Annotated in this window: 12 protein-coding genes; all 12 read left to right on the forward strand. The window is 59.4% G+C overall.

All coding sequences use genetic code 11. The features are described 5' to 3' along the window. The first annotated feature begins 197 nt into the window (after positions 1-197). The 12 genes from QQS38_RS23670 (at position 198) to QQS38_RS23725 (ending at position 11747) form a co-directional block, all read left to right on the forward strand. Positions 198-2915: a glycoside hydrolase family 19 protein gene (locus QQS38_RS23670; protein ID WP_479647783.1), complete on the forward strand. Its 2718-nt coding sequence runs from the start codon at positions 198-200 to the stop codon at positions 2913-2915. Continuing rightward, a complete protein-coding gene (locus QQS38_RS23675; protein WP_479647784.1) occupies positions 2912-3436 on the forward strand; it encodes a hypothetical protein in 525 nt (174 codons plus the stop codon). Before QQS38_RS23670 ends, QQS38_RS23675 begins: the two co-directional genes overlap by 4 nt. 143 nt (positions 3437-3579) lie before the next feature. Continuing rightward, positions 3580-4209 (forward strand): hypothetical protein, encoded by a 630-nt coding sequence (locus tag QQS38_RS23680; protein WP_479647785.1) that lies wholly within the window; start codon positions 3580-3582, stop codon positions 4207-4209. A gap of 470 nt (positions 4210-4679) precedes the next feature. Continuing rightward, positions 4680-4967, forward strand: a complete 288-nt coding sequence (locus QQS38_RS23685) for an Arm DNA-binding domain-containing protein (protein ID WP_479647786.1) — start codon at positions 4680-4682, stop codon at positions 4965-4967. Next, the gene (locus QQS38_RS23690) at positions 4910-5047 is read left to right on the forward strand and encodes a hypothetical protein (RefSeq protein WP_479647787.1); all 138 of its coding nucleotides are present in this window, start codon (positions 4910-4912) and stop codon (positions 5045-5047) included. Before QQS38_RS23685 ends, QQS38_RS23690 begins: the two co-directional genes overlap by 58 nt. Continuing rightward, positions 5044-5280, forward strand: coding sequence for a helix-turn-helix transcriptional regulator (locus QQS38_RS23695; RefSeq protein WP_479647788.1), 237 nt, complete (start codon positions 5044-5046; stop codon positions 5278-5280). The genes QQS38_RS23690 and QQS38_RS23695 overlap by 4 nt, the downstream gene beginning before the upstream one ends. A 402-nt stretch (positions 5281-5682) precedes the next feature. Beyond that, positions 5683-6780 (forward strand): ABC transporter ATP-binding protein, encoded by a 1098-nt coding sequence (locus tag QQS38_RS23700; RefSeq protein WP_479647789.1) that lies wholly within the window; start codon positions 5683-5685, stop codon positions 6778-6780. A gap of 29 nt (positions 6781-6809) precedes the next feature. After that, positions 6810-8150 (forward strand): ABC transporter substrate-binding protein, encoded by a 1341-nt coding sequence (locus QQS38_RS23705; RefSeq protein WP_479647790.1) that lies wholly within the window; start codon positions 6810-6812, stop codon positions 8148-8150. A gap of 74 nt (positions 8151-8224) precedes the next feature. Beyond that, positions 8225-9103 carry a carbohydrate ABC transporter permease gene (locus QQS38_RS23710; protein WP_479647791.1) on the forward strand — a complete coding sequence of 293 codons (879 nt, stop codon included), beginning with the start codon at positions 8225-8227 and terminating at the stop codon, positions 9101-9103. Next, complete coding sequence (locus tag QQS38_RS23715; RefSeq protein WP_479647792.1) at positions 9103-9927, forward strand: carbohydrate ABC transporter permease; 825 nt, start codon at positions 9103-9105, stop codon at positions 9925-9927. The genes QQS38_RS23710 and QQS38_RS23715 overlap by 1 nt, the downstream gene beginning before the upstream one ends. A 95-nt stretch (positions 9928-10022) precedes the next feature. After that, positions 10023-11102, forward strand: a complete 1080-nt coding sequence (locus tag QQS38_RS23720; RefSeq protein ID WP_479647793.1) for a porin — start codon at positions 10023-10025, stop codon at positions 11100-11102. Positions 11103-11252: 150 nt separating this feature from the next. Continuing rightward, complete coding sequence (locus QQS38_RS23725) at positions 11253-11747, forward strand: Ohr family peroxiredoxin (RefSeq protein WP_479647794.1); 495 nt, start codon at positions 11253-11255, stop codon at positions 11745-11747.

An 11747-nucleotide genomic window follows, 5' to 3' on the forward strand; every position in this document is an offset into this window, starting at 1 on the left:
GGTGTGCTGGGCGTCAGGAGGGCATGACACCGAGGATTTCCTTACTTTAGGTGCGGGAGGCTGTGATTCGAATACGGCTCGACTCGACGAGGGCTTCTCATCATACAATAGCGACACGCCGATCCGTTCCCTGGCCTCTTCGGGGTAGCGGGTCGGCTATCTATGAGAGTAGAGAGCAAAAAGAATAAGGATTGCGTGTGTCACAACAACCAGAGCAGCCATCGAAAGTGGAAAGCTGGGCCTATCCCTTTCCACTCCAGCGCACAAACGGCCCGTCTACGCCCGAAGCCTATCTCGCGGCCCTCGCGGCGGCTCAAGACGGCTTCTATCCGATTGGCACAAACGGACTATGGCATGGAGGCATTCATTTCGGTGCCGAAACTGCCGATAGGTTCAATCAGGATGGCGGGGTGAAGTGTATTGCCGACGGGGAAGTCGTCGCATTTCGACTCGATTCCGAACTCCAGCGATTGAGCTATCCGGGGGGGATCAAGGCCGGCTATTCGAAGGGATTCACGCTGGTGCGCCACCGGTTGGTCTTGCCGCCAGTTCCTACGCAACCGGCCGGCCCCAATGGTCCTTCACCTGCCGCGCCGGCCCCGGCCCCTCAGAACGCGACACCGCCTGCGCAAGACATACTGACGTTCTTCAGTCTGTATATGCACACGTTGCCGCAGCAAGGCTACGACGCAGATCCTGCCGCTCAACAAGGTCACGCCAAAACACTGCCGGCCTACTATGGCACAGACGACGTGTACAGCATCGGGACAAGTGCGTCAGATCCGCGGCTCGACGCTGACGGGCACCCGGACCACTCGACTCTCGGACTACGCGTGCGGTCCTCGCCTTCGGCGCACGGTAATCCCGTGGGATGGCTAGCGCGTGGGGCGAAAGTTAGGATCGGTCAGCGACATGGTGCATGGGGGCAATTAGCCGGCGTCGTCACGGGCGATATCTCGTCGTATAAGGAAGGCGATACGCTGTCTGCCAATGCTGCGTCGGGCTGGATTTTTTTGGCGCAGGCACACCACGAATCGCAACCCCTTGCAGTGGATAAGGTCTACGTTTTGCCCAAGCCGCGACGGATCCGCACCGGCGAGACCGTCGCCTATCTCGGCGAATACCAACGCTTTGCAGAAGCGCGCGCGCACCATACGCTCCCGCCTCAACTCGGAGAACGCCCTTTGCTGCACGTAGAGGTGTTCACCGGAGACGACCTTGCGCAATATATTTCGCGAAGCCGAGCCCGGGCTCAACAACTCGATCCAAAGTCCCGTACGCTGCTGCTGATTTCGGCGGGCGCCAAGCTGGTTCAGCCTGCGCCACAGGACACGTCCGTCAGCGGTTCGGTTAAGGCGGCCAGTGATTCGCCAAGTAGCGGTCCCTGGTGCAAAGTCAATGCTGTCGACGCGGCGGGCCACACACTCCCAGGGCAAGCATGCTGGATTTCGCGCGCGGATCTGCATGGTACTGGTGTACGGCAGGCATGGAGAAACTTCCCGCTGAACGTGTCGGCTGCTGGCGGCGAGGCCGCTGCTTGGGCGCGCGTCATTCACACTGATGCGACCGAAAAGTGTGCCGAAAGCGGGAACAAGACGTGGTATCGCGTTAGCGTGGCCGATGCAAACGATGCGCAAATCGATGGCTGGGTATGCGACCACGGGCATCCGCTTGTCGAGTTGAAGAGTCCCTGGGATTGGCCTGGCTTCGATCTCGCCACCTTGAGTGCGCCGGTCTCGGACATGTTCCAGCGCGCACTCTTCATCGCCCAGGATGGCACGCCAGACGAGATCGCGAGTTTCGAGGAAGCCTTCAATGGCGTCCAGTCGGACGCTACCGTCAAGAAGTTGGAGGACGCCATTGACAAGGCGGGGCAACACGATGGAAAGATCACTGCGCAAGAACTCAAAGCGGCACTCGGCAAACCGTGGCTCGCAGATCGCATCGACCATTTGATCGTGAAATACGAGAGCGAATGGGGTGGCGATATGAGCAAGTGGGACGCCCTCGATTCGCATATGCAGGCAGGCTTACCTGTTTGGCAAGCCGAAAAGACGCGCATCGAGGCGTTGCGGTTTTGGAGCGATGTCGCGAGCGTGACTGATTTCCCGGCACCGCCCGTCGTGTATCACCTGCATCCGATAGGGCTCGTCGGCAACTTCCAGTCAGCCGGATTGAAATGCGTGACTTGCGGCGCAGACCTCACCATGACGCGTCAAGTCTTGACCACTTTGTTCCCCAACATTACGACCTCGAATGCCGAAAAATACTCCACCGATTTGACGAAGGCGTTCAAGAAGCACAATGTCAATACTTGCGCTCGGGTTTCTCATTTCCTCGGGCAGGCCAGCGTGGAGTGTACCGACTTTACGTCTTTCGAAGAAAGCCTGATCTACCGTGACGGGCATCGTCTCTGGGGCGTTTACCACAGCGCGCTAGTCGCTGGGTTGCGTCGATTGAATCCGACATGGACCGAAGCGCAAATGCGTACCTACACGGAGACGCATCTGGCCAACAATGACGTGGAACTCGGGAAGGTGCTATTCGGCAACTCACAGTACCCGGATGTTGACTACCGTGGGCGTGGCCCCTTAGCGGTAACCTGGGATACCACCTACAGCGCCTACCAGACCGAATCTGGGACTACCGTCATGCCGAATCCCCGGCTGTTCGCCACCGACAGTGCGATCGGGTGCGATTCGTCCGCATGGTTCTGGGAGAAAAACGGCATTAGTTCTCCTGCTGACAGGAACTCCTTACACGATGTCACGCATATCATCAACAAGGCATTGCTCAGAATGCACGATCGTGGAAACATGGCCAAGCGCGCTTTCACGCTACTGAATGGGGGTAACAATCCATGCGCAGAAAACTGGCGAAACGCATTAACGGTCGCAAACGGATGGACACCATGAGAAACAGGATTCTTCTAGTCCTTGCAATTTTTCTGTCCGCGTTTTCCGGGGATATTTTCGCCGAAAGCGACGCGTCGTTGCCGGCAAGGCAAATTCGTCCAGGTTGCTCCGTGGTAATGCACAAGGCCTATCCCTCCGGCATCGATCCGAACGTGAATGCGACTGTGTTTGACGAACAACTTTTCTGGAAATGTACCGGTGCCGAGGCTATCCCGGTAGGAACGATCGAGGCGGAAGGTAGCGGCCCAGAAATCGTCACGGTCTTTTACCGACGAAATGAAATAGTCGTCTTGGCGCGTTGGACATCAGGTTCGGCCGCAGCCGATTTTCAAGGGGATTTTTACCAAGTTAAAGCATTTCATCTCGAAAATGCGAACAATCAGACGACGTTCCGGGCGGTGCCGGCTATCACCAAGGCGTTTGGTGATGGCTACGATGGCGTGCTCAACGGAAAGCGCGTGACGTTTCCCTACAAGAATGCTGCGTCGATCCGCGCCCGGTTGGCGGCACTCGGTCTGTGACTCGATCTATAGCTTTGCGCGATTACGCGCTGGCCGCCGCGGGATGCTTACGAAGGCTGGCCGGCCAAGTGACTCGCAGCGTGAATTCGGTAGAGGACACTAGAGATGCTGCGGTAGTGACACAACGGATCAACGGGTGCAACATGGACATCCAGAAAGATTGGGCGCGTGCAATAGAGTTACGCCGCTGCCGCTTTTGGGGCTTCCGCAAGAGTCCAACCGAATGCTCTTTTTCGTATCTTGCATGCTACCTTCTACTTTCATCAGCCTCGGTCGCGTACGCGAGCGCGGCGGACTCCGTTGCCTGTCCGACTGTATCGCCATCCACCGGCCTGTTTTCTGCTGGAAGAATATATCAAGGCTCAGTCGTCTCCATTGAAAGAAATGACCCGGATCAGGCGATAAGTTTGTCTATTTACAGACCAGATTCGAGTGGCTGCGAAAAGACAACATTCGCAAAATACTCAATAGAAGGTGGGGCGCCGAATGTCGATTCTCTCTTTTTCTTGAGTCTCAAGGGAAAACCCAATATTTTTACCATTGTTCATTGGGATATAAATTCTCGCGGAATCGGAACGTATGGAAAATACTATCAGATATATGCATATACCATGGATAAGAAAGGTCGATTGATCGAAAATAGGAGCGTGGTCGACGACGTCGCAATGACGGGAATGGACGGGTATCAAGAAGGAAAGGAGAGCGCGTTTCCGTACAAGACCGCAGGTGCCGTGAAATCTTATTTCAAGTGCGGTCAGCTGAAGTGCAAGTAGTGGTTCATCTCGGAGCGGTGCATGTTGGCGCGTGACCCGTTCAAATCAGCACGGTCGTCAAGGGACGGATGTATGCCGTAGCGAAAGGAGTGCGGAGGGGCGGGGAAGGCCTGTCTAGACCGATCGCAACAACGCCGGCGAGCAGTGGGTAGGCGCGCGGACTAGGCAGAGGTAACGGAGGCGTCGGTTTGGGGGTAGAGTTGTGGGTAGGCCACAGCCACAAAGATGGAATCCATACCCAGCGCGGCTTTCCGGCCGACATTTGTCTCACCCTCTCTCCGCCAGTCAAGCTTCTCAGGCGGTCTCGCCGGTTCTCAGGAAATCTCGCTCAGCCTTATCTGGCGGGGAAGTTGGGGGTGTAGATCCTCTTGCGTCCTCTCAGCGCTACTCGCACAATCGCACCATCAGTTGGGGGTAGAAAATGGGCGCATCTGGGAAGCTCTATCGGCTGAGCGCATTGCAGGTGGCGCGTGAAGTCGATCCAGGTTATTACCGCCGATGGCGGCGGTCTTCACTTACAGATCACCCTGAGCGGTTCTCGCTCGTGGGTTTTCCGATATCAACTTGCCAAGCGCTCTCGTGAGATGGGCCTTTGGGCGTTGTCGTCAATATCGCTCGCTGAGGCGCGCGCCGAAGCTGCGCGGCGGCTGTCATCTGCGCGTGGGGCGCTCGTCCCTCCGCGCTCAAGCGGGCTCAGGCGGTGGCGGAGCCCATGCGCGGCACCGCGGCGCAAGGCAAGCTCTTTCATCTCGGACTGAACAAGGACGGTAGCCCGAAGCATCCGCTTTACGTTGCCGCAGGCGTGCAACCCGGGCGCTTTGAATGGAGTGCGCGATGAAGGCCATCGGAATCAAGCAGGTCGCGGAGCAGGTTAACCTGGGCCAATCGACCATCTATCGCATGATTAGCAAAGGACCGTTTCCGAAGTCGTTTTCGCGCGGAGCTAATCGTACGACATGGATTGAGCGCGACATCGACGATTGGTTGGCGGACAGAGCGGGAAAACCCAGACCATCAAGCGACGATACCCGTGTTGCTGATAAACGTGTTGCTCAGGAAGGTGCCGCCTAGGGTCGTCCGTCGATTAGCCCGCAGCATGCCCATGCCGGTAGCAGCCGTCGGCCTTTGGCCGGTCGCCGCGCCGGCCGACGGACGGCACCAAAGGGGATCCTTCGTCTCTCGGCTATGACGATCCGTTGCTCGCCGCAGCATCAATAACCAGCGGCAATCAGCTTATCAACAGAATTCAATAGTTCGGCGTCGGTCGCATACGCATAATCAACGCTTCGTAAGATGTTTTAGCGATGCGCAGCCCATCAAGACGTTCCTCTCCGCACCTGATAACCAAAAGCTTTGAGGGTCTTCGCTCACGCCGCCGCGCGCACGCCGGCGGCGCGTGCGCGGCCGCCTGCGTGCGCGCTTCGCCATGCGGCGGGCGACACTGAATAGAACAACATTCTCGTAGGAGACTTCATGTCGGGACTCGAATTGCGAAGTGTCGTCAAGCGCTTCGGTACAACCACGGTCGTCGAGCATTTGGATCTGCAGATCGAAGAAGGCGAATTCATCGTTTTACTCGGCGAATCGGGGTGCGGGAAATCTACGACATTGCGTATGATCGCAGGCCTCGAGTCCGTGACCGAAGGTCAGATTCACATCGGAGGCCGCGATGTGACACGGCTCGCGCCGGCCAAACGCGATATCGCCATGGTGTTTCAAAGCTATGCGCTGTATCCGCACATGAACGTGGCGCAAAACCTGTCGTTTGCGTTGCGTCTGGCCGGATTGCCGGAGGTCGATATCGAACAACGGGTCAACGCCGCGGCCAAAACGCTCAATATCGAAAAGCTGCTGTCGCGCAAGCCGAAAGAACTGTCCGGCGGCCAGCGGCAGCGCGTGGCGATCGGCCGGGCGATCGTGCGCGAACCCGAGGTGTTTCTCTTCGATGAACCGCTCTCGAATCTCGACGCCAAATTGCGCGGCCATATGCGCGCCGAACTCGCATTGCTGCACGAGCGCCTCGGTAAGACGACCGTCTACGTGACGCATGACCAGATCGAAGCCATGACGCTCGCCTCGCGCATCGTCATCTTCGACAAGGGACGCATTCAGCAGATCGGCACGCCGGCCGAGGTGTTTGCCGAACCGGCGAACCTGTTCGTGGCGAGCTTCATCGGCACGCCGACGATGAATCTGATTCCGGCGCGCATCGAGATGTCGATGAACGCCATCGCGTTGACCGGAACGGGGTTCCGGTTTCCGGTAGCGAACAACCGACTGCAAGCCGCGCTGCCCGACGGGCAGGAGATCACGCTCGGCCTCAGGCCGCAAGCGCTGACGCTAGGCGAGGGGCCCTATTCGATGCGTTTGATCGTCGACGTCGTCGAATACCTGGGTACCGAAAGCGTACTCGTCGGCCGTTTGGCGACCGACCCGCGTGTGCGCCTCACGGTCGTCGCGCCCGGCGATTGCCACGCGCTCGTGCATCAGACGGTAGCCGTCGGCTTCGATCCGGAGACGCTGCACCTATTCGATACCGGCACCACGCTACGGTTGGGGACCTGCCGGTAAGCGTTCGAAAAACACCTAAGGAGACAACGATGCAACGCAGAGAATTCGTGAAGCTCGCAGGGCTCTCCCTGCTCGCGGCAGGTTTTTCCTCGACGAGCGGTTACGCGCAGAGCCGCTTTGCAAAGTACAAGGGGACGTCGCTCGTCATCAGCGTCCCGTCGCATCCTCATTACGATGCGATGATCAGCTTGTTGCCGCAATTCACGGCGCTGACGGGCATCAAGGTCGAACTCGACAAGATGCAGATGCTGCGCATGCGGGACAAGCAGCTGCTGGAGATGTCCAAGCCCCAGGGCGACTATGATCTCGTCAGCTATATCGCCACGTGGAAGACGGACTACGTCAACAAGAACCTGGTGCGCGATCTCGGTCCGTACTTCAAGGATTCGCAATTGGCCGACCCCGGCTACGACATGGCGGACATGGTGCCGGCCTACGTCGAAAACATCGGGCTCGTGGGCGGCGTCAAAGGGTATTTGGCGGGGCCTGGCGCCAAGCTGTACGGCGTGCCGTACGGCGCGGAAACGTCGATATTCGCATACCGTCGCGACTTGTTCGCCAAGTATGACCTGAAGGTCCCCCAAACCTACGACGATCTGCACAAGCTGCTGTACCAGTGCAAGGACAAGGCGAAGATCGGCGCGCTGACCTCGCGTGGCCAGGCGGGGCATCAATGCTTGCAAGCGTGGCTTCTGCATCTGAATCCGATGGGCGGGAACGTCTTCGATTACAAGTCGGGCGTGTTCTCGCCGGTCTTCAACGACGATACCGGCGTCAAAGCGCTTGCGTTCCTCAAGGACGTCGTGGAAACCGGCCCGGTCGGTATCCCGAGCTATGGCCAGGGCGAAATGATGACCGCCTTCCTAGAAGGACAGGCGGCCATGTATCTCGACGCCACCGCGATCTTCGGGCCGGTGCGCGATAAGACGCGTTCTAGGGTGAGCGACAAGGTGGGCTATGCGGTGCACCCCAAGGGCACGCGCTATTCGAGCGAAGCCGGCGGGCTGGGCCTGGCGATTCCGCGTAATTCGAAGAACGCCGAGGCCGCGTTTCTGCTGTTGCAATGGCTGACGTCGAAAGAGCAGGACAAGGCCGTTTGCCGGGCCGGCGGCAGCCCGAGCCGCGTGTCGACGATCGTCGATCCTGCGATGGTGAAGCAGTTTCCGGAATTCACGGTGCTGCGCGAGCAAATCAAATACATCAACCCCGATTGGCGCCCAATGATTCCGATCTGGGACGAAATTGTCGACCAGGCCCTAGGCGTGGGCATATCGAACGCGCTCATCGGCGCGGCTTCGCCCAGCGTCGCGCTGAGCGGCGAGGTGCCCAAGGTGTTGGAGCTCATGCGGCACGCCGGTTACAAGGCCTGATACAAGCGACACCGGCTCATGACGTGGGCGGTCCGATCGTTCCTCGGACCGCCTCCACTCTTTGGAAATCTTTCATGAGAACACCCTCCTGGGTCCCCGTCCTGTACGTGGGCCCGGCAGTGGCCTTCATGGCCGCTGCCTGCCTCTATCCGCTCATCTCGGGCATTCAGCTCGGGTTCTTCGATTGGTCGATTGGCATGCCCTGGGCCGACGCGCACTGGGTAGGCCTGCGCCACTTCGAAACGGCGTTCTCCGATCCCGCAGTGTGGAGTTCATTGCGGATCACGCTGCTGTTCGCCTTCGTGTGCGTCGTCGCCGAGATGTGTCTCGGCATTGCACTGGCGTTGCTGCTGGAAGCGCCCGTTCGCGGCATCGCGTTTTTTCGCAGCACGTTCATTCTCCCCATGATGATCGCGCCGATCGCCGTGGGTTTGACGTGGCGGTACCTGTTCGACGCTCAGTTCGGCCTCGTCAATGCGCTTCTCCAAAAGCTCGGCATGGCGCCGCACGCGTGGCTGGCCGATCCGACGCTGGCGTTCTTCGCGATCGTCATCTCCGACATCTGGCAATGGACGCCGTTCGTCTTGGTGATGATGCTTGCCGCGTTGGCCAGCGTGGACGGATCGGTTCTCGAAGCGTCGCGCATCGACGGCGCAACGTGGTGGCAGATGACGTGGCGCGTGAAACTGCCGATGGTGGCCCACGTGATCGCGATCACGCTGCTGATGCGCTTGATCGACGCATTCCGCGTGTTGGAGGTCATCTACATCTTGACCTTCGGCGGGCCGGGCGACTCCACCGAAATCCTTTCGCTCCATATCTACAAGGCGGCTTTCGTGAGTCAGAACCTAGGCTCGGCGGCGGCGATTTCCGTGTTGCTGCTCGTCGTCGTGGCGCTCCTTTCATGCGTGGCGCTACGCTTTTCCAATCCGCTGAAGCAGGAGAAGGTGTAATGCGCCGGCCACCGCTGCTCGTCTTTCTACACTATGCCGCGCTGGTGACGCTCGCCGGCATCTGCGTGGCGCCGATTGCGCTCGTCTTCGTCACGTCGGTGCGCAACCAGACGCAAATTTTCGGCGAACCGCTGAAGTTGTTGTTCACGCCGACGCTGGAAAACTATCGAGCGGTGCTCGGCGAAGACAACTTCGGCCGGTACTTGCTGAACAGTCTGATCGTCGGCGGCGTCTCCACCGCCGTGACGCTGTTGCTCGGGTGCATGGCCGCTTACGGTCTCGCCCGCTTCCGATTTCCGGGCAGGACGGCGATCGCGTATACGACGTTGATCCTGCGCACGGTCCCGCTCGCCGTGCTGGCGCTGCCGGTCTTCATGATTTGGAGCCGGTGGAACATGGTCAACAGCCTTTCGGGGTTGATCGTGTTGTACGTCGCGGTCAACCTTCCTTTCACGATTTGGCTCTTGTACGGCTTCGTCGTACAAATTCCGATCGAGCTCGAAGAGGCTGCCGCGATCGACGGCTGTGGGCCGGTCGGGGTGTTCGCGAAGGTGTTTCTTCCGCTGATCCGGCCTGGCCTTGCCGCCGCGGCGATCTTCACGTTCCGGATCGCCTGGAACGAATTCATTCTCGCGCTCGTATTGACGGATCGCGGGACGCGGACATTGCCGGTGGCGACCTCACTCTACATCACCGACATCGGCGTCGATTGGGGAAAGATCATGGCGCTGGGCAGCCTGATCGCCATTCCGCCGCTGATTCTCACGCTCATCGCGGCACGTCAAATCATCACCGGATTGACCGCGGGCGCAGTTAAGGGATAACCGTCGTAATCGCCTTGACTTAACCTGCCGGTCCTTAACGAATCTCGAAGCATCAATTCAACAACAGCAAATCGGTTATTTAGGAGACCTAATCAATGAAAAAGATCGTTTCGATACTAGGTTTGTCGGCTTTGGCTTCGGTGGCGCACGCGCAATCGAGCGTTCAGCTTTATGGATTGATCGATGTCGGCATGGAGTCCTTGAATCACGCCGGCCCGACCAACTCCAGCGTGACGAGAATGATCGGCGGCAACATGGCGGGAAGCCGATGGGGGCTGCGCGGCAGTGAAGACCTCGGTGGGGGCACATCCGCGATCTTCACCCTTGAAGCCGGTTTTCGTCCGGGCACCGGGGCGTCGGAGATCGGCGGGCAAAGCGGCCGGTATTTCGGCCGCGTTGCGACGGTGGGTCTTCAAGGGCGCTTCGGCGTCCTGACGATCGGTCGCCAGGCCATCGTGCTGAACGACGTCATGTTCAACTACGACCCGATGGCCTTCGCGTTGTACGGGCTGGCTACGCTGGACGGCAAATTCTTTGGTCGCGTCGACAACTCGATCAAGTACGTCACCGCGACGATCAACGGCATCAGCGCGTCGGGTTACTACACGTTCGGCTCGGATACCGTGAACGGACAGGGCCAGGTACCGGGCAATGCGAAGGTGGGCCGCGCTTTCGGCTTGTCGCTTCAATACGCTGCTGGGCCCGTCGGAGTTGCGGCCGTTTATGACCAGGCTTACCCGACGACGATCGCTTTGACCAATGCGGGCAACGTGGACAAGCGGTTCGCGCTCGCGGGAAGCTACGCATACGGTGGACTGAAGGGCTATCTGGGGTACCGCCGGCTGGACAGCACGGTGGCGGGTACGGCCGGCGTGATTTCGAACTTGTATTGGGGTGGACTTTCATATCAGGTCACGCCGTTCATGAAGCTGACCGGTGCGGCATACGACAACGAAATCGTCGGCACGAGTGCGCATCCGACGACGCTCGTTCTCAATGCCGATTACTTTCTGTCGAAGCGGACGGATGTTTACGCAAGTGTAAGCTTCGCGAAGAATCGCACGGACGGCGCCGTGTCGTCGGACGCCGCGGTGACGGGCGGCGCGGACGCCTTGGCGCCGGCGCCCGGAGCCGATCAGACGGGCGCGGTCATCGGCATCCGGCATCGCTTCTAATCGTGATTTTGGGCCCCAGTGGGGCCTTTCGCGGCGCGAAAAAATCCTTGGTGTCACACTAGGGCCTGTTCACGCTCATTCCAGACTTGCGCTGGCCGCCAGAAGGGCCGAGCGCAAGGCTAGGCCGCCTTCCATTGGAGAACGTCCACTATGACCGAACTCAAAGCCCCGCCGACATCGCTGCTCGACAAATACGAGGGCAGCGCAATCCTGCAACTCTACACCGCCGAGGTTCGCGTTTCCGGAGGCGCCGTGCAGCATGGACGGGCTTCCGGGGAAGCGAAATCGTCCGACGGCGCACTCGACGTTCAACTGCGTTTGCCCGCGGAGCTGGGCGGCCCGGGCGGCGCCACCAACCCGGAGCAGCTCTTCGCGGCAGCCTACGCGGCGTGTTTTCATGGGGCGCTCAGCCTGGTCGCGGCGAAACGTAAAATCAAGTTGAACGACGTGAACGTCAGTGCAAAGGCCACGCTCGGGCGCGATCCGGCGGACGGATTCTTCGTGATCACTGCGGATCTCGCCGTTCGGCTGCCCGGCTTGGACAACGAGACGGCCGCTAGTCTCGTCCGCGAGGCCGAAGCGGTGTGTCCTTACGCAAAGATGTCGAAGGTGGGGTTCAAGAGCGCGATCGACGTGGTGCCGTGA

This window comes from Trinickia sp. Z7 (genome assembly GCF_056498045.1).

Coding starts and splice junctions, on each gene's coding strand:
- QQS38_RS23680 (WP_479647785.1), top strand. CDS start 3,580: ATGGACATCCAGAAAGATTGGGCGCGTGCAATAGAGTTACGCCGCTGC.
- QQS38_RS23710 (WP_479647791.1), top strand. CDS start 8,225: ATGAGAACACCCTCCTGGGTCCCCGTCCTGTACGTGGGCCCGGCAGTG.
- QQS38_RS23720 (WP_479647793.1), top strand. CDS start 10,023: ATGAAAAAGATCGTTTCGATACTAGGTTTGTCGGCTTTGGCTTCGGTG.
- QQS38_RS23725 (WP_479647794.1), top strand. CDS start 11,253: ATGACCGAACTCAAAGCCCCGCCGACATCGCTGCTCGACAAATACGAG.
- QQS38_RS23700 (WP_479647789.1), top strand. CDS start 5,683: ATGTCGGGACTCGAATTGCGAAGTGTCGTCAAGCGCTTCGGTACAACC.
- QQS38_RS23715 (WP_479647792.1), top strand. CDS start 9,103: ATGCGCCGGCCACCGCTGCTCGTCTTTCTACACTATGCCGCGCTGGTG.
- QQS38_RS23675 (WP_479647784.1), top strand. CDS start 2,912: ATGAGAAACAGGATTCTTCTAGTCCTTGCAATTTTTCTGTCCGCGTTT.
- QQS38_RS23695 (WP_479647788.1), top strand. CDS start 5,044: ATGAAGGCCATCGGAATCAAGCAGGTCGCGGAGCAGGTTAACCTGGGC.
- QQS38_RS23705 (WP_479647790.1), top strand. CDS start 6,810: ATGCAACGCAGAGAATTCGTGAAGCTCGCAGGGCTCTCCCTGCTCGCG.